Annotated in this window: 18 protein-coding genes; 5 read left to right on the top strand and 13 right to left on the bottom strand. The window is 44.3% G+C overall.

What is annotated here, in order from left to right:
* Nucleotides 1-9 precede the first annotated feature (9 nt).
* The 10 genes from ACO0K1_RS07120 to ACO0K1_RS07075 form a co-directional block, all read right to left on the bottom strand.
* Nucleotides 10-2,151 (bottom strand): hypothetical protein, encoded by a 2,142-nt coding sequence (locus ACO0K1_RS07120; RefSeq protein WP_423024147.1) that lies wholly within the window; start codon nucleotides 2,149-2,151, stop codon nucleotides 10-12.
* A 52-nt stretch (nucleotides 2,152-2,203) separates the two neighbouring features.
* A complete protein-coding gene (locus ACO0K1_RS07115; RefSeq protein WP_423024145.1) occupies nucleotides 2,204-3,451 on the bottom strand; it encodes a pyridoxal-dependent decarboxylase, exosortase A system-associated in 1,248 nt (415 codons plus the stop codon).
* Nucleotides 3,432-5,033, bottom strand: a complete 1,602-nt coding sequence (locus ACO0K1_RS07110) for an acyl-CoA ligase (AMP-forming), exosortase A system-associated (protein WP_423024143.1) — start codon at nucleotides 5,031-5,033, stop codon at nucleotides 3,432-3,434. The genes ACO0K1_RS07115 and ACO0K1_RS07110 overlap by 20 nt, the downstream gene beginning before the upstream one ends.
* A 36-nt stretch (nucleotides 5,034-5,069) precedes the next feature.
* On the bottom strand, nucleotides 5,070-6,422 hold the full coding sequence (gene prsR / locus ACO0K1_RS07105) for a PEP-CTERM-box response regulator transcription factor (protein WP_423024266.1): 1,353 nt from the start codon (nucleotides 6,420-6,422) through the stop codon (nucleotides 5,070-5,072).
* A 16-nt stretch (nucleotides 6,423-6,438) separates the two neighbouring features.
* On the bottom strand, nucleotides 6,439-8,511 hold the full coding sequence (gene prsK, locus ACO0K1_RS07100) for an XrtA/PEP-CTERM system histidine kinase PrsK (RefSeq protein WP_423024141.1): 2,073 nt from the start codon (nucleotides 8,509-8,511) through the stop codon (nucleotides 6,439-6,441).
* Nucleotides 8,512-8,527: 16 nt separating this feature from the next.
* A complete protein-coding gene (locus ACO0K1_RS07095) occupies nucleotides 8,528-9,922 on the bottom strand; it encodes a TIGR03013 family XrtA/PEP-CTERM system glycosyltransferase (protein ID WP_423024139.1) in 1,395 nt (464 codons plus the stop codon).
* A gap of 721 nt (nucleotides 9,923-10,643) precedes the next feature.
* Complete coding sequence (locus ACO0K1_RS07090; protein WP_423024137.1) at nucleotides 10,644-11,735, bottom strand: nucleotidyltransferase domain-containing protein; 1,092 nt, start codon at nucleotides 11,733-11,735, stop codon at nucleotides 10,644-10,646.
* Entirely contained in the window at nucleotides 11,732-12,643 is a 912-nt protein-coding gene (locus tag ACO0K1_RS07085) for an HprK-related kinase A (protein WP_423024135.1), read from the bottom strand. Before ACO0K1_RS07085 ends, ACO0K1_RS07090 begins: the two co-directional genes overlap by 4 nt.
* Nucleotides 12,644-12,871: an HPr-rel-A system PqqD family peptide chaperone gene (locus ACO0K1_RS07080; protein ID WP_423024133.1), complete on the bottom strand. Its 228-nt coding sequence runs from the start codon at nucleotides 12,869-12,871 to the stop codon at nucleotides 12,644-12,646.
* 99 nt (nucleotides 12,872-12,970) lie between these two features.
* Nucleotides 12,971-13,552, bottom strand: coding sequence for a hypothetical protein (locus ACO0K1_RS07075; protein WP_423024131.1), 582 nt, complete (start codon nucleotides 13,550-13,552; stop codon nucleotides 12,971-12,973).
* Nucleotides 13,553-14,058: 506 nt separating this feature from the next.
* Between ACO0K1_RS07075 and ACO0K1_RS07070 the strand changes: the two genes are divergently transcribed.
* The 5 genes from ACO0K1_RS07070 (at nucleotide 14,059) to ACO0K1_RS07050 (ending at nucleotide 16,711) form a co-directional block, all read left to right on the top strand.
* The gene (locus ACO0K1_RS07070; RefSeq protein WP_423024129.1) at nucleotides 14,059-14,316 is read left to right on the top strand and encodes a phosphopantetheine-binding protein; all 258 of its coding nucleotides are present in this window, start codon (nucleotides 14,059-14,061) and stop codon (nucleotides 14,314-14,316) included.
* Entirely contained in the window at nucleotides 14,316-15,173 is an 858-nt protein-coding gene (locus ACO0K1_RS07065; RefSeq protein WP_423024127.1) for a hydrolase 2, exosortase A system-associated, read from the top strand. The genes ACO0K1_RS07070 and ACO0K1_RS07065 overlap by 1 nt, the downstream gene beginning before the upstream one ends.
* Entirely contained in the window at nucleotides 15,170-16,009 is an 840-nt protein-coding gene (locus ACO0K1_RS07060; protein WP_423024125.1) for a hydrolase 1, exosortase A system-associated, read from the top strand. The genes ACO0K1_RS07065 and ACO0K1_RS07060 overlap by 4 nt, the downstream gene beginning before the upstream one ends.
* 142 nt (nucleotides 16,010-16,151) lie before the next feature.
* Complete coding sequence (locus ACO0K1_RS07055) at nucleotides 16,152-16,379, top strand: hypothetical protein (RefSeq protein WP_423024123.1); 228 nt, start codon at nucleotides 16,152-16,154, stop codon at nucleotides 16,377-16,379.
* Between the two features lie 11 nt (nucleotides 16,380-16,390).
* Complete coding sequence (locus ACO0K1_RS07050) at nucleotides 16,391-16,711, top strand: PEP-CTERM sorting domain-containing protein (protein WP_423024264.1); 321 nt, start codon at nucleotides 16,391-16,393, stop codon at nucleotides 16,709-16,711.
* 237 nt (nucleotides 16,712-16,948) lie between these two features.
* On the opposite strand, the gene ACO0K1_RS07045 is transcribed toward ACO0K1_RS07050, so the two are convergent.
* From ACO0K1_RS07045 to ACO0K1_RS07035, 3 genes are all read right to left on the bottom strand, one after another.
* On the bottom strand, nucleotides 16,949-19,225 hold the full coding sequence (locus ACO0K1_RS07045) for a hypothetical protein (protein WP_423024121.1): 2,277 nt from the start codon (nucleotides 19,223-19,225) through the stop codon (nucleotides 16,949-16,951).
* Nucleotides 19,226-19,368: 143 nt separating this feature from the next.
* A complete protein-coding gene (locus ACO0K1_RS07040) occupies nucleotides 19,369-20,499 on the bottom strand; it encodes a response regulator (RefSeq protein WP_423024119.1) in 1,131 nt (376 codons plus the stop codon).
* A 50-nt stretch (nucleotides 20,500-20,549) separates the two neighbouring features.
* Nucleotides 20,550-24,854: a response regulator gene (locus ACO0K1_RS07035; protein WP_423024117.1), complete on the bottom strand. Its 4,305-nt coding sequence runs from the start codon at nucleotides 24,852-24,854 to the stop codon at nucleotides 20,550-20,552.
* Between the last annotated feature and the right edge of the window lie 10 nt (nucleotides 24,855-24,864).

The following is a 24,864-nucleotide window of genomic DNA, read 5'->3' as shown; positions in this document are numbered from 1 at the left end:
AATTCATTTTCAGTTTCGTGGGACTATAGCAAACTGCGGAGCACCAGAGTAATCCGGTTTAATTGCTCTGGCATTAAATAGCGCCCACGCTTGCTTTGCGCCTGTAATGCCAGAATTAGCACTCAATGCTAAGGCTGGTTGCAAATTAGAGGGGTATCCGAGCGCAGAGCTCGAATAACCAACCATTTCATGCAGATTTAAGCCAAGTGAAGCTGCCATCGCTTGGCTATCACACGGCGTCGATGTCATTGCCGGTGGATTGCTTGCCAAGTATGCCGTCGACATATCGGTAAAAAACGGACCACCATTCTGGTTCGTCACTTGGAACGTATAAACCGAAGCGCCAATCCAGCAATATCCTGGATCGATCATTCTTTTTACTGGAAATTGTGCTTTCCAAGCCAACAGTGGCTTAGCTTTATCGAAACCCAGCTCCACCGCGCGACCTACTGCAGAAGTGAAAAAATCATCCTGCCATGGTGCAATCGATGTCAGGTTCACATATTGGCGAGCATCCCCATCAACTAATGCGCCAAAAATATTAGGCTGACTTCCGTTCGGTTGATGCGAGGCATTATACCAATCTAAATTATCTGACAAAAATTGTGCAAATTGGGATTTAAACATATCTGCATCTGGTGTTATGTATGCCGCATAACTCAGATCGCGTAACGTCCATGCCTGAGCTCTGACTTGCGTTGAGTGAAACAATCCCTTAACGTTGTTACGATATCCGGGATTGCTCTGAAACAGATCATACATGGTCCAAAACTGAAGCTCCTCCAAATAATAGTAGTCACCGGTCACTAAATAAGGCAAATACGCTAATGCAGGTTCATGAGCAGAGTCGGCTTCGAATGGTGTCGTGCAATCGCCTCCGCACACAGGAAACGCTTCATTTTTCTTCGTTTGCGGGTTGTAGGTATCTCCCGGACGCCCCAGCAAGGTCATATACGGAAAATCAATCAGGCTAACCGGACGATCCGTATTCTGGTTACGATAGTGCATCGACCAACTGCCTGACATATCTGCCGTTCCTAATGTCACTTTTTTGGCGGTATCGTTCATGCTAAGTAAGTAACTTACTGCCCAACCAGGTAAAAGGCCAATATCGTTACGACCACCCGTCGTAGGCATATATTGGACGGCGAGTCCATTCCCCATGATATCGGCGGCGGCACCAGAAAACTGTGTTGCCATACTCTGAATTGAAGAGGGAGATATTTGCACGGTTTGGTCGTAATTTGGCACGGCCTTGGTCGAAATCAAATATGCCGTATCGTGTGCAATAGCAACATTATTGTTGTTACCCCACCAGAAAGTTTTGCGCCAACGTGAATGATGATAGTGCTGTAAAGAAGACTTCGAATACACGGTTTGCCCACCAACCGTTACGGCGAGATGATAGGTAATATTTTGCGGAGCGGGAGCATACGCCCAATCATTTTCCAGCGCTACATCTACTCTCGCACTGTGCAAGCCCGTATATGAGCGAATGGCAAAACGTGCTGAAAGTTGTGGGTGAACTTTCCCCGACGCAGTTTTTAGTGGTGCGGAAACCTGCCATTCGTTGACTAACGGTCCTGACAACCAAAGAAATGGTTTGCTAGTGCTACGCAATAAGTCATCTGCCGATGCAATATAGGTTTCTCCATTAATTAATATCTGGACATTTGCTTTAAATCCATCATTCAGAAGTACCGTAGGATCAACCCCAGTATTCAAATTTGCGGGGGCAGAATTGCGGCTTAACAGTAATGAATTTTTACCATATCGATCAAGGGGAACAACCGCTGTTATGACGGCATGTCGCATCGATCCATCTGGATGTGTTGCCTTTTTATCCACCTGCAAGACAACGGGAGTACCATCCTGTAGCGTAGCACTAAGTGACGAAGAATTAGGCACGTCTCCCTGAGCAAATACCTGACCGAATGTGACGGGTACGCCAGCAGCAGAGCCATTACTCAGACCTGAGAGCATTGCTTGCTGAATTTTGACTGTTGTAATTGGTACAGACTGAGATACAGAACCCAACACACCAGAAACCGCCAAGCTCCGCGGTTTGCTAGTTTGGGCATAAGATGGATCATTTATAAAAAAATTAATTAATGATGCCAGTATGAATAACACTAACGATTTGTAGAACATGTTCATCCCCACGTTGAAGAAAGTTTAGATCGATATCAATGTGCTACGCTGACTAAATCAGAACCTCAGCAACTGGTGAACGCGACAAGAAGTTCATCGGACTGGCACTTGCTCCATAAGCCCCTGATTGAAACACTACAATCAGGTCACCAACCTCAGCATGCGCCAAAAACATGTTGTCCGCAAGCAAATCTAGCGGTGAACACAAAGGTCCTACAACAGTTGCCAACTGGTCAGCATCTTTATTTATTTTATTGCCAACAAGAACGGGATAATTTTTTCGAATTACCTGACCCAGGTTTCCTGATGCTGCCAAATGATGATTCATGCCACCGTCAGTTACTAAAAATGTTTGCCCACGAGATATTTTTTTATCAATTACTTTAGTTACATAAATTCCAGCTTCACCCACCAAGTAACGCCCCAATTCTATCTCCACGACAACATCTGGAATTACCGTCTTCAGACGCACTACAGCATCCTGAAGATGCGCAGCAACGACATTAATATCCAGTGCAACATCGCCAGGAAAATAAGGAATGCCAAAACCGCCACCCAAATTGATCCGACGCACCCACTGACGTTTCGATCCAATCGGTAAATTCGCAAGAGATATCGCAAGTTCACAGGTTTTCGTGAACATGTCGTTAATGGCCTTGGCATTGAGGTTTTGCGACCCTGTATAAAAGTGAAAACCAACGCACTCAACGTACATTCCATCTAGTTCTTCGAGAATGCGCGGGATTTGTTCAACATCAATTCCAAATTGTTTTGGCCCGCCCGCCATTCTCAGGCCAGACGACTTTAAGTCAAAATCAGGATTGATCCGCAACATGACTTCTGTCGGGTAGCCATGTTCACCGGCAATTCGATCCAACCTACGCAATTCGTTAAGCGATTCGACATGCACCATGACGCCAGCGGCGATCGCCTGCAATAACTCTGCATCGCTCTTACCGGGGCCGGAAAAGCTAATGTACTCAGGCTGAATTACGGTTGCTAGTGCCGTCTGCATTTCTGCGCTTGAAGCAACGTCAAATCCATCCACTTGCGCCGCCATATGACCGACAAGTGCAGGCATCGGATTCGCTTTAAGGGAATAGTTAATTCGCAGATCAACCGGCACTAAGCTTTTCAACAACTGCATTCGGGCAGTTAGTAAAGTTTTATCGTACACATAAAGCGGTGTTCCACCTGCACGGTGAACCAGCCTTGTCAGCGGTATCCCACCGACCAACAGACAATTATCGAGTGAGGCAAACTGAGTTTGCGGCGCATGTTCAGGTTTCTTGGCTTGCATCGTCAGGGCTCTGAAAAAAAGTGGCAAACCTTTGGCTAACCGCGAGGCGATTAATCTTACCGTTTGCATTACGAGGTAAGCTTGAAGATTCAAGAGAAAAATGTTTTGGCTGCATATAAGCTGGTAAATGTCGCTGGCAGTGCCGGCGCAACATGTCGGTTGTCAAACTTTCTTGTGCATTTTGTTTTACCACTGCAACTAAAGCCTGCTCAAAATGCGGATGCGCAACCCCAACGACCGCAAGTTCTGTCATGCCTGGCAGTGTGAATAGTACTTCTTCAATTTCAATCGTACTGATTCTGTAACCCGAAATTTTGATCATGTCGTTGTTACGTCCGACATAATACAAATAACCAGCACTATCTTTACGCACCAAATCACCTGACCATACTGCTATCTCGGGAAGTCGCCAGGCATCTTTAGGAATTGGAAGTGGTTTGAATCGTTCAGACGTGGCAACAATATCGTTCCAATAGCCCTGTGAGACCAGCGCACCGCGATGCACCAACTCTCCCACTTCATCGACATCACACTCAGTGCCATCCGGACGGACGACTAGAACTTCATTATTGGGAATAGCTTTACCAATCGAATCGGGACGAATATCAACCTCGTCCGGATCGAGATAAGTCGACCGAAAAGCTTCTGTCAAACCATACATCAGATAAATACGCGTATTCGGAATACTTTGACGCAATGAATTCAATACTGATCGAGGCATTGCGCCGCCGGAATTGGTGGCAAAGCGCAAAAAATTAATGCTACTCCAATCAAGTAGTGATAGCTGCCCCCACAACGGAGGAATTGCAGCCAGGCCAGTAATCCGTTCTTTTCGAATCGCCTGAATTATGTCATTAGGAAGAAGGTAATTGAGTAATACAGCTGTGCCACCAGTTAAAAAAACAGTCGTCAACTGACTTAAGCCGTAATCAAAACTAAACGGCAAAACACACAAAACGCGATCGTTTGCATTGTTATGAAGATAGGATGAAACGCTTTGAGCCCCTGCGACGAGGTTACGATGGGAACAAACGACACCTTTAGGTTTTCCGGTACTGCCAGAGGTGTACAAAATTGCCGCCATATCCATATCAACAACTGGATGTGGCGGCATCGTCGTTCGTTCTTTCATTGCTTCTTCCCAACAAATCAAGCGAAACGGCAAATCAGTCTTACCCTCACTGGCACGGCCTACAACAATCACACATCGCAATGATGGACAAGAACGTAAAACCGCAAGATTAGTTTCAAACCGCTCTGTTGATGTAATCAATACTGCTGCCTGGCAGTGGTTGAGTTGATAGCTGATTTGCTCCTGCTTCAACAGGGGATTCACCGGTACCATTACTGCACCAGCCTGCCATGCCGCAAACATCGCAATCACGTTCTCAAAGCGTTTCTCGAGATAAATAGCAACCCGTTCCGAACGACGTACGCCCAAAGTCAGCAATGCGTCCGAAAACTCGCTCACATGGTCGGACAGCGCTCGATAGCTAAGGCTTTGCTCTTGATAACGCAATGCTTGCGCATCGGGTTGCCTCATCGCAGTTTCGGAAAGTAATTGATGTACAAGTGCGGTCATAAATAATTTATGCAGTGGTCGACGGAACAAGCTTTACTATTTAATTGAGTGGCGATTCATGACGTCGTACATTGTCGGGCGGCTAACGCCAAGCAGCTCTGCAGCTTTAGCAATATTGCCATCCACAAATGATAGTGCCTTCAAGACAGCCTTGTATTCAGCTTCTTCTCTTACCTGCCGTAAATTCATTTTTTCTTCGATGGGATCAACCTGCAACAACCCAAGATCCTCGGGTAAAATTTGCGGCCCTTCCGACATGATTACTGCACGCTTGATGCAATTTTCCATCTCGCGAACATTACCTAGCCAGGAATGATTTTCAATCAGGATCAATGCCTCTGGACTAAATTTAAGTCCGGGACGTCCCTCTAATTCATTAAATTTATTTTTAAAATGATGCGCCAGCAACGCGGGATCACCGACTCGCTCAGCGAGCGGCGGAATCGTAATGACAATCTCACTGAGTCGATAATAAAGGTCTTCACGGAAACGCCCTGATTCCGCCAATGCTTTTAAGTTTTGATGTGTCGCACAGATAATACGTACATCGACGGGAATCAATTTATGGCCGCCAATGCGTTCGATCACTCGTTCTTGCAAAAACCGCAGCAACTTTGCCTGCAAAGCCATCGGCAGATCACCTATCTCATCAAGAAAAAAACTACCTTCGTGAGACAACTCAATTTTCCCGATATTTTGCTTAATCGCTCCGGTGAACGCACCTTTTTCATATCCGAATAATTCACTTTCCAGTAAATTTTCTGGGATCGCTGCGCAGTTGATGGCGGTAAAACGCTTATCCTTGCGTGGGCTTAATTGGTGTAAGGCTCTGGCGAGGACCTCTTTCCCGGTACCACTTCCACCGAGTAGCATCACTGACGCAGACGACGGGCCTACTTTTTCGATACTGCGGCAGACTTTGAGCATAGCAGGATCACGCGTAATCACACCGGCTAACGGCGTTGCTGACCGTTCTTGCATCATCCGCCGATTTTCGGTCTGCAGTTCATGCAAATAAAAAGCGCGTTGAATCACCAAATCTAAAACTTCCGGTTCACAGGGTTTCTGATGAAAATCATAGGCTCCCATCGCAATCGCTTGAACAGCATTTTTACGATCTTGATTACCAGAAATAACAATCACTTTGGTATCAGGAAGAAAGGATAGAATCTGTTTAAGCAATGCTAATCCTTCCGACGCGCCGTCAGGATCTGGAGGCAAACCAAGATCCATGGTAACAACAGCGGGTTCATGGCGTCTCAATAGAGCAATCGCGCTTTCGGCATCTGCAGCGAGCAATACGTCATAGGCATCCAAGCTCCATTTAAGTTGTTTCTGCAGACCGATATCGTCTTCTACCACCAATAATTTCTTTTTATCCTGACTCAACATAACCCCCTCGGTATTACGCAAGATTTGCAATGGCAAAATCCTGATTATTATTATCAGGCAAAATGATCGTAAAACAGGTACCTGCTTTTGGTTGACTTATGACCTCAAGACGTCCACCTAATTGTTGAACGTACTCTCTGGTTTCAAAAACACCGATACCCATTCCCGCCACCTTTGTTGAGACAAAGGGCGAAAACAATTTTTCATTAATAAATTCTTCAGACATACCTGCGCCATTATCAATGATCCGTATTTCAACAGCTTGGTTTTTATGATCAAGCTCAACTTTGATAACCCCTTCACGCGGAGTAGCATCAATCGCATTCTGAATTAAATGCCCGATCACCCGCTCCATTCTCTCACGGTTCGCATATGCCACAATATCTGGTTTTGTGACTTCTAAAATTGGCTTCGGCTCGTATGGCGACTTCGTTTCGATCACTCTCCGCAGCAACTCATCGAGTTTCAACGGGCTGACATAATCAGCTTCAAATCCCCGCGCTAATTTTTGCAGCAAGGTTTTCATTTTTTGGATCGAGTGATCAATCGTCTGCAGCATGTCCTGCTGGAATTCAGGATTATTTTTATGTTTCTCTGCATTCACCATCATCAACGATAACTGCGCCACCATATTCTTTAAATCGTGAACAATAAATGTCGACATCCGATTAAACGATTCAAATTGACGTGCAATCATGAGTGCATCAGCAGATTCCTGTTGCGCCAGGTAACTAGCCGCCTGATTGGCGGCAATTTTTAGAACGTCTAATATTTCCCAGTTCAGTTCGATTTTGCTACGTGACTGCTCGAGCAAAATAAACCCAAGCAAGCGGCCTTGAAATATCAATGGAATCAACAACCACGCACTGGTACTATTGATCAACCATGAATCAATTTCAATGTCGTCATAGTTCCCGGGATCACGGCGATATTCTTTGAGATCGATGATCCATTGCTTTTCACGCATAAATCGACACAGTTCACTATCGTTACTCACGGTTTGACAGCTCGCGTTGGTATTCCACTGCGCTATTACTTTAAATTCATTCACTTGTCGGTTAATGAATAAGGTACCCGCACCGCTCTCTACTAATTGCGCAACCGCAGCAATGGTACGCTCACCAAGCCCCGGGCCTTCCGCTGACAATACGCGAGTAAAGCAAATCCACTCCTCGCGATAATCATAACTGTATTGATAAAAGTGTTTGCTGATAAACACTCTTAACTTGGAGCGCATTGAGCCTGAAAATAGAACGGTGAAGAGCAAAATGAAGGCACCACACAAAAATGCCATTTGCAATACGCCACCCCACTGCCCTCCAAAATAGCGTAGGTAATAGCCAGCCGCTGCCATCACGAGGAGATATACGGATGAGCCTATCAATGCTGCAGAGTGAAACAATATTCTTCTTGAAACCGCGATGCCCGTAGTCCATTCTAAGTTCCTGTTGAGTGACACAATGAACAGGGGAATTAGTAAGGCATTGATAAAACCACGGGCTGCCAAAATTTCGGGATTAATTGCATGAAACAGCATTGCGTCTGAATACAAATAAAAATCGTAAACAAACAGCCCTGCCAATGCCATACAAGCAAATTTCATACTCCAACGATCATGCTCACTGGAACTTCTGAATAACTGTTCAACGAGCAACATGCCAATGACAGCAAGCACCGCTCGCCCTGAGATGGCGACAACACCAACCAATCCTGATAAGAGACGGCTATTAATAAAGATGGTGCCTACCAAAAGGAGCAGTAGATAGGTCAGAATTCCGATGATGAATGGCCGCGTATTGAGCAAGCGTTTTCCAGCAGCATTCATGGCGGGACGCATCAGCATCATTAAAAAAATGATCCAGCAAGCACTACGGAGAACTTCCAGACACTGAGCGATCGGCGCGACGTTAAGTCCTAATCCAAATAAAATAACAAACGTCGCAGCCCATAACGATGAGATGATGGCTGAGGCAAAAAACATGCCCCATTGCCATTGATTCTTCCACTTTAAAGCTAAGGTAACAGCAAGAGCAAGATAACCCAGCGATGCACTACCATAGCTATAAATAGAAATACTATTATGCATAAAACATCATTTTCACTCAGCGCGCTCCCTTGCCAAACAAAACAACTTGAATGGTCTCTAGCATGATGAGTAAATCCAGAAACAGGCTATTGTTTTTTACATAGTAAAGGTCATATTGCAACTTCTGGATCGTATCCTCTTTAGTGGCAGTATAACCATAGCGCACTTGTGCTATGCCAGTGATTCCCGGCTTGATACTGTGACGCATGTTATAAAAAGGAACCTCATTGATCAATTTATCGACAAAAAATGGACGTTCAGGGCGCGGTCCGACGAAACTCATGTCGCCTTTGATCACATTAATAATTTGCGGTAACTCATCTATACGTAACAATCTAATTACTTTGCCGACCCGCGTGACACGTTGATCATTGCTGCTTGCCCATTGTGGCTTTCCATCAGCTTCAGCGTCCGCACGCATACTACGGAATTTCAGCACGTTATAAGTTTTACCATTGAGCCCCACACGCTCTTGTTTATAAAAAATTGAACCGCGATCTTCAAAGTAAATCAAAATAGCGGTAACCAACATAATGACAACCGTCATTAACAGAATAACGATACTCGCGATCAAATCAAAACTTCGTTTGACCAAACCGCGCAGAAAAGATTGGTTAAAGCCATCACCAAAAACGAGCCAACCTGGTTGCATCGTATTTACACGAATCTGGCATGACTCACGTTCGAAAAACGACGATGCATCTATGACTTTAATTCCAGCCAATTTGCAATCCAATAGTTCTTTCAACGGAAACTGTTGCCCACGTCGATTATTCACAGCCACGATCACTTCAGTCACTTTGTTTTTTTGACAGAATGCTGCTAAACCACCCTCATTGGCGAGAACTTTATCTCCGGAGACCATACAGGTTTCACCTTCAACTGGAATAAATCCGACAATGGAATATCGATTATAAGAATTATTATTCAAGGCCAACTTAGCGCACTCGTTTGCCAATTCACCACAACCAAGAAAGGCAATACGAGACTTAATCAACGAAGAGTCGGAAGATTTATAAACGACGATTCGCGCAATGAGTATAAATATCGCCGAATTGATCATCACTAAGAACAAAATTCCCCGGCCAAGGTACAGATCAGGGAATATATAAAATCCAAGTATCAACAAAATTACAGTCAGGAGTAACGCAGGCATTAAACGCAAAATAGTGCCACGCAAATCCTTATGAAAATTAACGTGAAACATCCCTAAGGCGCTCATACTAAAAATCAAGATAAACGCAAAAATGACCGCAGTTAGGAAGAAATTATTGTACGTTTGGATGTAATGAAAAAACGTTGCAGGAAACCGCAAGTATGCTGCGAGATAAACCGCAAGAATTGCTAATAAAGTCTCAAACAAAAGAAAAAACACCGTGAACTGGGGAACGTGATGATTGGCAATTCGCATATTCTAAAAATTTCCACGATAAAAGTGACAACATGTACTTATAAGAAAATCAAAAGTGCCAGCGCCTCGACGCATTTAATGTCAATTTATTAACTTGGAAATCTAATAGAATTTGATTGAATCTTTTTTAAGATGCAACCTGTGTAGTCTATTATTTACCGTAGGAAATATTTTGATTACTACGAGGGAAATTGAACTAGCCGAACAGAGTCACCTTTGATATAGATAATAATTTCTCCGTACAATTGTTTTTACTTCACCATTCACTGTCAGAACGCTCTGCAATAATCTGTTGGTCGTGTAAAAGCCAGATAAAACAACTGACTAACCAAACCCCACCACCAATCTTATTGCGTGACTTAGATTCAATGCTTGGCACAAAAGCTAGCAATCCAATCAGTAACTAAGCGCGTTCAGTAACTGTAAATGTTGAATTTCCTACCAAGCAAAATCTGTTCCAAAATTTAACTCCCAAAATAATCAAGTACTTACAATTAACCACCAGTTAAAACTGTAAGAATATGTAAAATTTATCGACAAATTAACAATTGTTTTAATTTTAACTACATTTGGCGAGGAAGTCACGCATTGAAAGAAAATTATCTTTATCGGACACCGATAAGCAAAAATTTTCGTCACGACGAGAGGAATGCGAGGGTTGCGAGGAACGAATAGAAATGAAAATTGCTCAATATAAATATATGACTACACGACTCTACTATTATATTCTTTCAGGCGTAGCGTTGCGTTTTGAGATAAATGCCTTTTGAAACAGGTGACGTGCCAAGAGAAAAGGTGGCATGCGCAACCAATTACCCCTCAAATACAACGCGAATATTGCCGGAGCAGTAAAACAATCCTTGCAACTTTGATGATGCGGAAGCAATGCACGCTCGAATAAACTATCCATCACTTTGAGCAACGGCGCATTAGGCCGACCGGCATCTGCTTTTTTCATTACCTCGAATGGCACTGGCGTCTCAAAAATTAAGGTTACGTAACGCAAGGCGTAAAACATTGGGCGTGAGAGCTGAAGTTCAACTGCTCTTTCGACAATTTCATCCCAAAATCCTGATAAACCAGCGTAATGACAGAGAAGATTGTGCAGATCTAATAAATCACGAAACCCATTTTCAAATTCACCGTTGCAGAAAAGGTGAGCAGCACTATGCAATACCATATCCACACCAGACAAGGTGCACACTAGCTGCTCCCCTGGAATGGGCTGGGCATTCGCCAGGAGCTTAGCTGAATCGGGATGCATTCTTGATGTGATTGGAACGATCGCATGATGCACATCAATCACCGTTCCACGAGTCACATGGGTCATAGGGGGCAGTTCATGCATCCACACCCTATAGTAGTGTTGATCATACGGATCATTCAACGTAGAATGCCATCCCGCAATCATCAATGAAGATTCAATGTCAAGGATAGCGTCTTTGGGGATCAATATATCAATATCAGAAAAAATCCTGCCAGCAAAACGAGGCAAATCCGCCATCACATAAGCCGCGCCCTTTAGTAATACAAGAGGTACTTTTATATGCTCTAAAGCAAGACGTATCGCATTTACCTCGTACCGTACGGACCGGAGGTGTTGCTCAGAAAGCAAAGCTGCCCATTCTAGGTGCCTGCGCGCTTGCTCAGGAACAGCTATCAACAACCCGTGTAAGTTCAAACTCGCATGCATACTGGCGATCATGTTTGACTGGCGTAGTTGGCACAAAACCAAATCCCATTGTGTCGTATCCCAACCAGAGACGACAAAAGGGTCGCGAAAAGCGGCTACAATCAGCGGAACATGCTTCATGAAAGACTTGGCGAAGGCAATTGATCGAACGTCTTGATAGCCTGATCTAAACTACTGTACTGAAATTCATAGCTTTGACAGGACTGCACCATCCGCCCTAACGCAGAAAATCCACGCTGGCCAAGCAATCCATAATTAAATGAATTTTCAGCAACGTTCATCATGGCACGAGCGGGCGATACGCAGTTTAGTATCGTCTCTGATCGCTCCACATATTTAGGGAAAATTATCCACGCCGCTCGTGCAAGCTCTTGTGCACGATGCACACTTTCAGATGATGGTTTCATATGTGCAACGGTTCCTTTAACAGTATCCCGAACGACTGGACTCATTATTGCATCCGTTGCAAATTGTTGAATTATTGAAATCGAATTATTTTTCAAGCTAACCGGTCTCGGGACTGGCTCGATAAGACCATCACTCAATCGCACCAATGTTATCTCATCTGACAGGAGACGCCAGCCTCTCGCCATCAAAGCGGCGCATAGAGTACTTTTACCAGAACCAGGGGGGGCCGCCAGAATCACTGCATTACCATTTTTTTCCAGGACGGCGGCGTGAATGCTTAAATAACTGTGAGCATGATGAGTAATACACCAATTCAAGCCCCACTCCATCATAGGAAATGCCTGACTATATGGCAAAGGACTAAAGGGGGACATTCCTTCAAAACTGAATACGACCTGTGATTTAAAGTAACGCCGCCAATTCAGAGGTCGAAAAATAGTTACGTGAAAATCAGCAAATTCACCCGAGCACAATGGGTAATCAGCATAAAGCAAAGCCAAGCCTCGAGCCACAGATGGTATAGACGATTTTATTTTGACGACAAATGACCCCGTCTGCAAAGGTAAACCTTCATGCAGCTTTTGGTAAAGTAGGGAATCTGAAAGTTCAGCCAGCTTCAATCAAACACACTCAATAAGATGCATTGCCCGCAGTTCTTCCAAGACATTTTCAATACTCCGCTCAACTTCTGAAGAAGGAGCTTGCTCCCATTGAGTAAAAAGTGCCGCCGTAATTCGACGGACATTTGCCGGAGAATACTCGAGAAACAATAAAATCTGACCTGCGACTTCACCAAGTAAATGCGTACTACCAGATATTGGCTCATAAACGACGTATTCTTCATTCATTCTAAGCAAATTTACGCCGCTCTTAAGAGTAGTCGACCACAGCTTTTCAGATTCCATTTATCAATTATTACTCGATTGGACGATAGGTCATTTTAAGACTTAGCACTGGGTATTTTGGAAATAATGCGTAATTTGTGCACTTGTCCACGTTACGTTCGCAGTCGGACGAAACAGACCAGTTTGCAGCCATTCATTGCCCATAATGACACATTGCGAACTAGTCAGAAATTCATCAGTCCAGCCCATGGTCGCATTGAGATAGGCAGCAACCAAATACGCCCCAACATCATTGTGCGCATGAACACCATGTGCAAGCTTGCCAGCCAATACATCAGCACAATTGACATTAAAATAAGGCGAACTATGAGAACATTGGTGAAATATGGCATTGAATTTAGTGTCTTTGCCTACTGGCCATCGAGTAGCACTTAACCAATATTGTGGGGTGCGTGCGCGGCTCTGGTGATGCGCGCCATGCCGACTTTGGTTCACGGAAACAAAACCTGAGGGTGAAATCGCCTCTGCAGCTAAAGAAGACCGTGTAGCCAATGTTGCAATCACACCAGACGCGGCGATACTCGCTTTTGTGAAACGACGACGCCCACCATTGACGCCAACATAATCTGAAGCTTGAGGTAACTGCGTAATTTCCTCATTATTTTTAGGTTGTTCAGTTGACATTAGTTTATCCCTGGCACTTTCAGTAAAGTACGACTAGCTTATCATTAAAAATTGATAATTTATAATGAAATATTAATTATTGAATATTGATTATGACCTGCTAATCTCTCGTTATTATTAATTAATTACTTAAATTATTAAAATATTAACTAAAAATATGCTGAGTGATAAATAAGCAAAAAATATTCCAACGTTGCGACTCGATTAAAAAAACTCTATTTTTCAATTACTTAGCATTACCAAATCATGCATCAAAGCAAAAGAGCTAAGTAGCGATTTTAAACTGTAAAAAAAATCGACATAGTTAATATTAAAACAAATTTCTATTGATTTTTGATGCCCATTGCAGAAAAAATTTGCTTATATTGATACTTAATTTATTATCAAAAACCATGAATCTCGTTTAGATGCTTTCTATGTTAAAATAGCAACAAATTAACGTCATTTATTGGGCAAAAACAGACTAAAAATACTAGAATGGCTTCGCGAAACGAAAACGGAAAATTATGAATTCACTAAATGACGTTAAAAACATTGTAATTAACACCTTACAACTTGGTGAACATGCCGCTCACTTTGATGAAAATACATTTCTTCTAGGAAGCCTTGCAGAACTGGACTCAGTCACAGTCATCAGCGTGATCACTGAAATTGAGGAATTTTATGGGCTCAAATTTGACGATTCAGAGATCAACGGCGATGTTTTTGCAACGCTAGGCAGTCTTGCTGCCACCGTTGATCAAAAACTCTCTCAAATCCAATAATGAGCTTAACTCACCACGGAATAATGGAGGTAAATCCCCCGCCTCAAGCTTTTTTCCTCCCCGCTGCTCCCGGGCAACGTTTTTGCATGTACCATCCTACCGCCTTAAAGCGAGTTGGGTCGGATTGCATTTTACACATACACGCATTTGCCGAGGAAATGAACAAAGGTCGGTGCAGCGCAGGGCTACTTGCCCGTCGGTTCGCTGAAAATGGCTTAAATGTATTGCAAATTGATTTGCTTGGCTGTGGCGACAGCAGTGGCGATTTTGCTGAGGCAGACTGGAATATCTGGAAAGCCGATTTAATTGCAGCTGTGACCTTCCTTAAAGAAAAACATAATGGCAAATTGCACTTGTGGGCTGACCGGCTTGGGTCACTCCTGGCTGCAGAGCTCATCGCTGTAGAGAAAATAGGATTTGATCAGGTACTACTTTGCCAACCAGTCTTCGACGGTAATCAATTTGTACATCAATTCAAACGTAGCCTTTTGGCTCGTGCCATTCTCAATAAAGAATCTAACTCACCAACGCTGCCAACAGAAGCTCATCTTACTGAACAGAAAAGCATAGAAATTGCTGGTTATGACATTTCTCACGCCCTGTTGAATGCAATAAGTGAAATCAATATTAGCGATTGGAATTTACCAGCGACGCAAATTCAATGGATCGAAATGATGGCGCAATCAGGCCAGGTACTGTCGCCTTCCAGGCAGCGGATTTTTAATCATTGGCAACAACAAGGCAATCAAGTGCGACTTCACATTGTCAACGGTTCACCGTGCTGGCAATCCCCCGAAGGCACGGTCGACATGAATTGGATCGAACGTTGCGCCAGTGCATTGAAAGGGACAGCATGACCTCCGCGCAAGAACGAGCACTCATATTCGAATGCCAGAATGATTATTTGACTGGCATTATTCACAGTCCGCATGAAACATCATCCGTCGGGGTTGTCATTTTGGTCGGCGGACCGCAGTATCGAGTTGGTAGTCACAGGCAATTCATCCTGCTCGCCCGCAATCTCGCTGATTGCGGAATTACGACATTCCGATTCGACTATCGCGGAATGGGCGACAGCACTGGCAAACCACGCAATTTTGACGATACTGGAACGGATATTCGTAGCGCGATCGATACATTAATAAAAGCGGCGCCAAGTATCGAACGTGTTGTCCTATGGGGCTTATGCGACGGCGCCACTGCCGCAACGTTTTATTCTGTTCAAGACCCCCGCGTAAGTGGACTTGTTCTTGCCAATCCATGGCTGCGAACAGAGCAAACACAGGCACAAACCCATTTAAAACATTATTTTCGACAAAGGCTCATGCAAGCCGAGTTCTGGTACAAATTATTCAGTAAGCGTTCGCAATTTCTCTCCGCCATTGGCTCCTTGATCGAGCAAATTAGACTGTCTCGCGTTAAAACGCCCTCTTCAGTACAACTCCCTGACCGCGTTTTTGCTTCGTTGGCAGAGTTTTCCGGGAGAGTACTGATCCTGTTAAGCGGCAACGATCTGACAGCCCAAGAATTTTCCATAGCAGCGAACAGCTCGCCAGCTTGGCGAAAACTGTTATGCCAAACACGTTTCACGCAACACGAGTTGCCAGGTGCTGATCACACGTTTTCAAGTCGAATATGGCGCGATCAAGTCGCAAGTTGGACGTCAGAATGGATAGTCAAAAGCGCAAATTGATCGATGTAATTTTTCGTCGAATATTTTTACAAAATTTATAGTATAAAAATTAAAATCCTCATAAACCTTTGATTATAACGTTAAATATTTTTTGGCATACTCTTTGCTGATCTGATTGAACCTACAACAATCAGGCGAAAATATGAAAAAATTTATTTATCAATTCTTTACCGTTACCGCATTGACAGCAGGACTCGCGTCTCAGGCGGTTGCAGTACCAACCTACCTGGGAAGCTGGCAAGTAGATCAGGGATTATGGTGGTCAAATACCCCGCAAGAGTATTCAGGCCAGCAAGCTGCAGCACTGCTATTTGGAGCAACAACGGGTGACTACAACCCAAATGATTATGTGATTTCAACAAATGGCTAAGTGCGGCGTCAATCAACAATGCTGCTTGGTATAGCGTCTATGCTGCCAACGGCGCGTACAAAGGGCCAGCCCCGATTAGCAGCTTCATCAGTGGTCAAGGTATAGCCCAAGGGTTAGTTTTACCTCAAAACTTTACGAATGATACTAACGGTTATGTTTCGCCTGGCGATGTATCAGCCTATGTACATGACTGGGCAAATGGGAGCACGTTTACAAATTATGCATTTTACAATGCGCCGACAACATCCGTTCCTGAACCGGAATCCATGCCATTAATCGGCCTCGGATTGCTTGGTTTAGTCTTGGCACGTCGCAAAACTCAGAAAGCATAATACTAAAGTTATTATTAAAAAATGGCGGCGTTGGCCGCCGTTTTTTATACAGTACATATTTGAATATTGTTTTGAAGTTATTGTTAAGCATCTTTTTGCCAGAATTGCGGAGTGCCTGCAATTAAATTGGTTTTCTGTGTAATTACCAGCACAGACATGTCAGAAATTAAAAACGTACACTCCTACAGTAATAAAGTGCTTAACTATGTCCCTTGCGTTTTGGAACTGTGCTTTGTTTCAACGGGGGACAATCGCAAATTGGGGTGATTTTGAGTAATCTGGTTTCACGCTACGAGATATGAATTTTTGCCAGGCATCTTTAGCACCTGCTACCCCACTATCAACGCTATACGCCAAGGCTGGTTGCAAATTGGAAGGAAAGCCTTCCGATGAATTCGCATAGCCCAACATTTCGCCTGACCGTAATTTTAATGCATAGGACATTTCCGAGCTGTCGCAAGACATTTGCGCGATGCTCGCGCCTTGTTGTTCGCCATAATTCGAAATGGCACTTGGACGGAATGTTTGAGCGATGTTAGAGAAAAATTTACCACTCGGTGTTGATCTGACTGACATTTTATAAACGCTGCCAAATATCCAGCAAAAACCAGGTCCATTGATACGACTTACAGGAAATTTCGCCTTATATTGCAATAATGGCTTAGCTGCAGGAAATCCCAATTCTGCGAGACGACCGATCGCAGCAGTAAAGAAATCATCTTGCCAAGGGGCGATTCCCGTCCCATTTTCGTATACCAAGGTCGCACCATCAACAATAATACCCAAGTTGTTTGCATCTGGATTATTGCTGTAGTGCGCATTAAACCAAGCTAGATTATTGGTCACGACACTTTGAAACAAACCCTTCAAGGGATCAGCATCTGGTGTAATAAATGCAGCTTCGCCGATGGTTCGCAACCCCCATGCCTGCCCTCTGAGCTGATTCCAGTTAACTAAGCCCAATATATTTCCGCGGTAACCAGGATTAGATTCAAAGGCGTTAAACGCTGCCCAAAACTGCAATTCTTCCAATTGATAATAATCGCCAGTCAGAAGATAGGGCAGATAATTAAAGGCAGGCTCATGTGCCGAGTCAGCTGTATTTTCGCTCTTACATTGAAGACACTCAGGGAATTCTTCATATTTCTTTGTTGCTGGATTAAACGTGTCTGAACGATGTCCCAACAATGTTATATAGGGATGGTTAAGTATGCTAATCGGGCGATCCGTCTGTCTGTCGCGGTAATGGATAGACCAACTCCCCGCCAAATCTGCCATTCCTAACGTGACATCTCTGGCGCGCTTATCCATGGATAGCAAATACATTGTGGCCCAACCGGGTAACAGGCCAATATCACCACGCCCTCCAGTTGTTGGCATATAGGCCAATGCTAAACCTGTGCCCATGGGTTCAATTTTGTTGCCGCTCCAGCGTTTCCAAAGATCTGTCAGGGCAATATCAGAAACAGAGAAAGATTGGTCGTAATTTGGAACCGCTTTTGACGCGATCAAATATGCCGTGTTTTCTTTGATATTGATGTCAGGTGTTTTACCCCACCAAAACGATTTGCGCCACCGACTATAGGCATAATGCGTTAAACCAGTTTTGGCATAAACATTATGGCCGCCGACGTCCACATTAACGTTGCAAGTGACATTTTGCGGCGCATTTATGTAAGCCCAGACATTCTCAATAATCGCATCCACTTTCACAGCATTAATGCCCGAATAAGATCTGACATAAAAGCGTGCTACTAGTTGTGGGTGTGTGATTCCTGCAGCAGAAACCAAGGGGACCAACACTTGCCATTCGTTGACAATCGGCCCTGACAACCATGTTTTGTATGCCCCTTTTTTAAGCATCGGTACTGCAGATGCTGTATACATCTGACCATCGATACTGACATTGATCGTTGCGTTGAAATCGGTAGTCAGTAACGCCGAGGTGGATGTCGGCGGAAACTTGGAATTTGAGCTAATCGAGTTATTGCCCCCCTCCACTTTCACTAACCCAAAGGTGAGTGGATTTTCGACACTGACTGCTGGCACGATGGCAGAAATAATCGCATGCTTAATCGAACCATCAGGATAACTTGCCTTCACATTGATTTGTAATGGAATCGTCGCACCGTCAACAGTCTTACCTATGAGCCCGTCTGATTGGGTTAAGTCGCTGGCAGTAAATGCCTGACCAAATGTAATTGGTATTTCAGTCTGTGCTCTCGTTCCGGTGTTTTCAATCACAACGTCAGTCAATGCACCCAGAATTGGGCTTTTTTTTGAGCCACGACCTTCATGCACTGAAATATTCGTAGTTTGAGAAGCTTTGCTCCCCCCTAATACATCCTTGCCTGCTTCTGCTGCATTCGTGGCAATTAAATGCCCGTTACTATCACGTCTGATTTCGCCAATAATAGGCGATGCCGACGGCAACTGATCACTATGCGCAAGAGAGGGAAAAATAGCAGACAAAAATAAAATCAAGCTGCATTTCACGAGAGGCAAAAGTTTCATAGCATTCCGGTTAATTTTTAATATGTGAATGACAGTTAATTGCAATAAGACAACTTTCACAAGAACGCATTATTGCATTTTTTTCATCCCGCAACACTACCTGATTAGAACCAACAATGCACAACTGTCAGAAGCACATCGTGTTAATGGCGTGCGCTAGGTATCGATGTGATAGGTTCGCGGTATCTTTGCACAATTGCCTCGAATTGATCCGCAACTGCTAAAAACGCGTCCAAAATATCCGGATCAAAATGCGTTCCTCGTCCCTCACGCATAATAGCGATCACATCCATATTTACATATGCATCTCCTGCATCACGCTTTGAAATGAGAGCATCATAAACATCCGCCACTGCCATCAATCTTGCAGAAATTGGAATTTGATCGGCAATTAATCCAGTTGGATAACCAGTACCATCCCATTTTTCATGATGCGAGTAGGCGATTTCGCGCGCAAAGCGCAAAAAATTATTGCTTTCGCCTGAATAGCGTTCGACTAACAATACTGTTTCACGCCCATGCACGGTATGCTGCTTCATCATTTCAAATTCATCTGGCGTCAGCTTACCTTGCTTCAGCAGAATTTTATCTGGAATACCAACTTTGCCAATATCATGCAACGGCGCTGACTTATACAATAATTCAATATTTTCAGCGTTTAATTCATTCTTAAATCGCGGATGATCCGTCAGTTGACGCGCCAAAATTTTGACATAATTTTGGGTCCGGCAGATATGGTTCGCCGACTCGTTATCCCTGGCTTCTCCCAACGAAGCCATCGCCAAAATAAAGGCATCTTGCAACTTACCTAGCTTACGCGTGCGGTCATTAACCAGACTCTCCAGATATTTATTTTGATCACGCAAAAGTTGCTGTGCTCTGATCAAATCAAGCTGCGTAGCGACCCGAGCGACAACGACCGCAGGGCTAATTGGCTTACTGATATAATCAACAGCACCGAGTCGTAGTCCCTTTTCTTCATCTTCTGGTTGATTTTTTGCAGTGAGAAAAATAACCGGAATATCAACAGTTAAAAGATCCGATTTCAATCGACGGCAAGTTTCAAAACCATCCATCTCTGGCATCATCACATCAAGCAAAATCAGATCAGGCATAGGCTGCTGCGCAGCGATCTGAAGGGCTTTCATCCCGCTGGTCGCTATCTTGATTTTGTAGTGCTCTTTAAAAAGCCCCGTCAATAGTGCGATATTACCCGGCGTATCATCGACAATCAGGATTAATTGTCGTGAGCCTGCGTCGATGTGCTGACTCATTATTCTTGAGGAAAAAATAATGCGTAAACCATCATTCCTCCGCCCCTTTCTTAGCCAATTGAGTGCAAATTAATTTGATAACCATGTGATTTTGCACCTTGGCGCAGATAATCTAAGGCACCATCAAAATCAAATTGTTTTGCAGCTCGCATCACTTGCTTATGCGACTCTACACCAAGTGCCTGCACGATTAAATCGCTCGCCTCGACCAGGATATCCAGCGCCTCGCCATCAGACTCTGCCAAGAGTGTTTCACATTGCGTCAACTTGGCCTGTAACAACGAACGCTCATACACTGGATTGATATTGGGTGCAGACTCCGGCAGCGGCGTCGTTTTTGCGTTTAACACTGCATTTTCGATCGAGGATATCGTCAACTGCAATTGCTTTTGGCAAGTATCAAACCGAGAAATAATATCCCGCGCCTGATTTGAATTCCGTAAAAATGACTCCAATTCTTCAGCGAGATAACGAACATCTTTGGCTGCAATTAATGCAGCGACACCTTTTAGGGTGTGGATGAGGCGTTCTGCCAACCCTGCATCGCCATCAACAAATGCAGCTTGCGCTTTGACCACTGCGTCACGTTGATCATCGCAAAATCGTGCAAGCAATTCAAAATACAGTTCATGGTTACCCAGTGTTCTCTTCAAACCTTCTTGCGTATCAAGTCCCTCAATCTGAAGTTGATTTGAGCTATTTGCCGCTTCATTGACAACGACTTCAGCGGCAGCGCTAACTACATGCGTCGGGCACCATTGAGAAATCGTGGCAAACAACGAATGTGGTTCGATAGGCTTTGCAAGATGGGCATTCATCCCGCAGTCGAGGCAACGTTGACGTTCATCATTCATCGCATGTGCTGTCATGGCAATAATCGTTAAATCCTGGAAACGATCGTCCACCCGCAGAGCGTTTGTTGCCTCGTAGCCGTCAAGTTCTGGCATTTGAAGATCCATAAAGATCAGCGAAAAATAATCTCGTTCATTCGCAAAAATTTTCTCTACTGCGACTTTCCCGTTTTCTGCAATCTCAACATGGATGCCACTCGCCTCCATCAATTCGCGAGCGATTTGCTGGTTAATTTCGTTATCCTCGACCAATAACACACGCAAATCTTTATACTGCGGAATCGTCAGCAATTCTTTCGGCATCAGTTGATGCTCTTGCTTAGAATAGAGTTCGGCGAGGCACGCACGTATCGCAACGGCATTGACCGGCTTACATATAAAACCATCAGGCACCACATCAGCACGATGATTAACTTCTTCACGCCCATGCACACCAACCAGCACAAATAACGGCGAAGAACGCAAGGTTTTGATATTTTTTAATAAGCCTATCAATGCCAGGCCGTCAATATCAGGCATATCTAAATCAACAAACATCAAGTCGTAGGCTTGATGATGATCTCTGGCTTCAACAGCCTCAATCGCAGCGTTGGCAGTCAGCACAATATCAACATGACCAGATATACTCAATAACTCATCCCGCAATACTTCTGCGGCTAAGCGGTTATCGTCCACAACCAGGATTCGCATATCTGCTAACGCCTGTGGCAACTGTGTCACAGGCTGTACTTCGTCCCGCAAGCCAAACCACACATGAAAACGTACAGAAGTTCCGTGACCTTCTTCGCTTTCAAGAAAAATGTCGCCACCCATTAATTCCACAACGCGTTTCGAAATCGATAAACCCAACCCTGTGCCACCGAATTTTCTGGTTGTCGATTCATCCGCCTGGCTAAAAGGTATGAATAGCTTTTGCATTTGGTCTGCCGGCATACCAATGCCCGTATCACGTACTTCAAACTCAAGTTTGACGCGTTCTGCGTTTTGCTCAATGAGTTGACAACGAACGGTGATTTCACCACGTTCAGTAAATTTGACGGCATTATTGACAAGATTAATTAAGACCTGTCCTAACCGCAGGCAGTCTCCACGTAAATGACGAGGAACGGAGGAAGGCGCACTAAAGACTAATTCCAAGCCTTTTTCGTACGCCTGATCGCCCGTCATTGCCGACGTATTTCCAAGAACATCATCGAGATTAAAATCGGCATATTCGATCGCCAACTTACCTGCTTCAACCTTAGAAAAATCCAGAATATCATTAATGATTGCCGTCAAAGACAATCCCGCCTGATGAATTTTTTCCAGATAATCTCTTTGTTTAGGAGTCAATTCTGTACGTAACGCGAGATGTGCCATGCCAATGATGGCATTCATGGGCGTACGGATTTCATGACTCATGTTGGCCAAGAAAAGAGATTTAGCCTCTGTTGTCTCCTCTGCGTGACGACGAGCAACCTCTGCCTCATTAAGCTCATTTTGCATTTGCAGAGTTTGCAGACGCATTTGCTCAGCCATACTGTCTTGTAACTTTGTTTCGAGGTGCTTTCTCTGGGTAATATCCGACATAAAGGACAAAGTGGCCGCTTGCCCCTCCCAATCAATCAATACGGTCGATAGTTCAACCCACGTGATTGCACCAGTCATCGGATGCATAATCCTGCAATGAAAATATTGCTCGGTTTGTTCCGACTGCAAACAACTAGCATTAAATTTTTCAACGACAGACTGATCCTCTGCAAAAATCAGATCCAAAAATTGCGCATCTTGTAGCTGCGCAGCATCACAGCCTGTCAAGCGGATTGCTTTGGGATTGGTAAATACAATTTTTCCGTTTTGTACGACCAAGATACCTTCGGAGGCATTATTAACCAACTGGCGATAATGTTTTTCCGAACGATTCAGATCCACCTCTAATTGACGGCGTGAAGAGATATCCATGACAACCCACACTGTGCCATGGGAGAGATTGTTTCGATCAACCGCTTGTCCCGAAAAATGAACCCAGAACAATTTACCGTTAGCACGGCGCATCATTATTTCGGTTTGATAAGTCTGACCATTTTTCACAGCCAGATTAACCGCCGCACCAGATCTCAAGTATTCCTCGCGTGACGGGTAACATTGTTCCAGAGAGGTGCCAAGGATTGTTTTTCTATCGACGCCAAACATGTTGCAAAGCGGCGTATTTGCCCATTGAACCCGCCCTTGTTGATTCAAAAAAAGCATGCCAACAATCGAGTTCTCTAAAATTGTTTCGCGTTCAATTAACACGCGTTTGAGCTCGTCATCAAGAGACTTGCGCTCTTGTATGGCTTCTTCGGCCAGCCGGCGAGCCAACTCAGCTTCTTTGAGTTCATTTTTAATGTGCAAAGTCTGGACATGAATCCGGGTTGCACGCCCCTGTACCTTAGAATAAAGATCAACATAGCGTTGTTGTTCTTTAAATGCCGCTTCCCAGTTTTTTTGTTCCGACAAAATATCGATAATTTGCTTCATCGCGCGTAGAGGGACGTAGAAATAACCTTTATTCCCACTTTCTTCAATCGCTCGACGCAAGTCCCTGATTGCATCCTGATAACGTTGATGACAGTAATGCAGATAGCCGCTAACCCACCAGCTGTAAGGCTTTAAATGCTTATCTTCAAAACTATCGAGTGAATTCATCGCCACGCTGCTGAGCTGTTCAGCATGCATCATTTGCCCTTTTCTGGCGAGGGTATAAGCCGCCACAGAAAAACAGAAAGCACGACTAGCGGCATCGGTATGTAAAGCAGCGCTTCCCTCACCGATATAGGGCGCAACCGCGGCATACGCTTCTTCGTTTTTTTCCAAGGACAACTTGCACAGAGCCAGCATCGTCGAAATAAACGGTGCCAACCAGCGTTCACTCGATTCGACGGCGATCTGGCGCGCCTCCTCGAGTAAATTTTCAGCGTATTCGACATTGCCGCTCATATAAAAGATCTCACCCAGATTAGCTAAAATCTGTGATGCGCGATTTAAAATTTGCAGCCGTCTGGCTTGTTCCAGCGCCTTATAAAAATGGCGGATCGCTTCTTCGGTAAAGTCCAATTCCTGCGATAAAACAGCGAGGATATTCAAAACCAACACCGAGAGCCGATGATCTTGAGCAGGAAGTAAAGGCAAAATCTTAGAGTGACACAAGGAATACGCCTGTTCCGACATCCCACGCTTACGCCATACTGCGACCGTACCGAAATTAGCAAAAGCCAGACCCTGTTTATCGCCAACAAGTTCGAACATCGCCGCTGTTCGTTCAAATTCAGGTTCAGCTAACTCCAGATTACCTTCAAAAAAGTCAGCAAATGCCATCAGCAACTCAGCAAAGGTACCCACTACGGGCAATCGATGGGAAATGGCTTGCTGGCGCATCTTTTTGGCCAAAATACGGCCTTCACCAGGGTTGTCCCGCATTTCATCAAACGCAACAAAGCAGCTTTCACGCCACTCTGTTTCAGAAAGATATTGACTACTACTCATACCCAGGTAC

Source organism: Undibacterium sp. SXout20W (assembly GCF_049340285.1).
Classification (GTDB): Bacteria; Pseudomonadota; Gammaproteobacteria; order Burkholderiales; family Burkholderiaceae_D; genus Undibacterium.
Note: the sequence above shows the minus strand (reverse complement) of the source record. Positions and strands in the feature narration are given on the sequence as shown.

Coding starts and splice junctions, on each gene's coding strand:
- ACO0K1_RS07115 (WP_423024145.1), bottom strand. CDS start 3,451: ATGCAAGCCAAGAAACCTGAACATGCGCCGCAAACTCAGTTTGCCTCA.
- prsK (WP_423024141.1), bottom strand. CDS start 8,511: ATGCATAATAGTATTTCTATTTATAGCTATGGTAGTGCATCGCTGGGT.
- ACO0K1_RS07090 (WP_423024137.1), bottom strand. CDS start 11,735: ATGAAGCATGTTCCGCTGATTGTAGCCGCTTTTCGCGACCCTTTTGTC.
- ACO0K1_RS07060 (WP_423024125.1), top strand. CDS start 15,170: ATGACCTCCGCGCAAGAACGAGCACTCATATTCGAATGCCAGAATGAT.
- ACO0K1_RS07120 (WP_423024147.1), bottom strand. CDS start 2,151: ATGTTCTACAAATCGTTAGTGTTATTCATACTGGCATCATTAATTAAT.
- ACO0K1_RS07035 (WP_423024117.1), bottom strand. CDS start 24,854: ATGAGTAGTAGTCAATATCTTTCTGAAACAGAGTGGCGTGAAAGCTGC.
- ACO0K1_RS07095 (WP_423024139.1), bottom strand. CDS start 9,922: ATGCGAATTGCCAATCATCACGTTCCCCAGTTCACGGTGTTTTTTCTT.
- ACO0K1_RS07110 (WP_423024143.1), bottom strand. CDS start 5,033: ATGACCGCACTTGTACATCAATTACTTTCCGAAACTGCGATGAGGCAA.
- ACO0K1_RS07075 (WP_423024131.1), bottom strand. CDS start 13,552: ATGTCAACTGAACAACCTAAAAATAATGAGGAAATTACGCAGTTACCT.
- ACO0K1_RS07055 (WP_423024123.1), top strand. CDS start 16,152: ATGAAAAAATTTATTTATCAATTCTTTACCGTTACCGCATTGACAGCA.
- ACO0K1_RS07065 (WP_423024127.1), top strand. CDS start 14,316: ATGAGCTTAACTCACCACGGAATAATGGAGGTAAATCCCCCGCCTCAA.
- ACO0K1_RS07045 (WP_423024121.1), bottom strand. CDS start 19,225: ATGAAACTTTTGCCTCTCGTGAAATGCAGCTTGATTTTATTTTTGTCT.
- ACO0K1_RS07040 (WP_423024119.1), bottom strand. CDS start 20,499: ATGAGTCAGCACATCGACGCAGGCTCACGACAATTAATCCTGATTGTC.
- ACO0K1_RS07080 (WP_423024133.1), bottom strand. CDS start 12,871: ATGAATGAAGAATACGTCGTTTATGAGCCAATATCTGGTAGTACGCAT.
- ACO0K1_RS07070 (WP_423024129.1), top strand. CDS start 14,059: ATGAATTCACTAAATGACGTTAAAAACATTGTAATTAACACCTTACAA.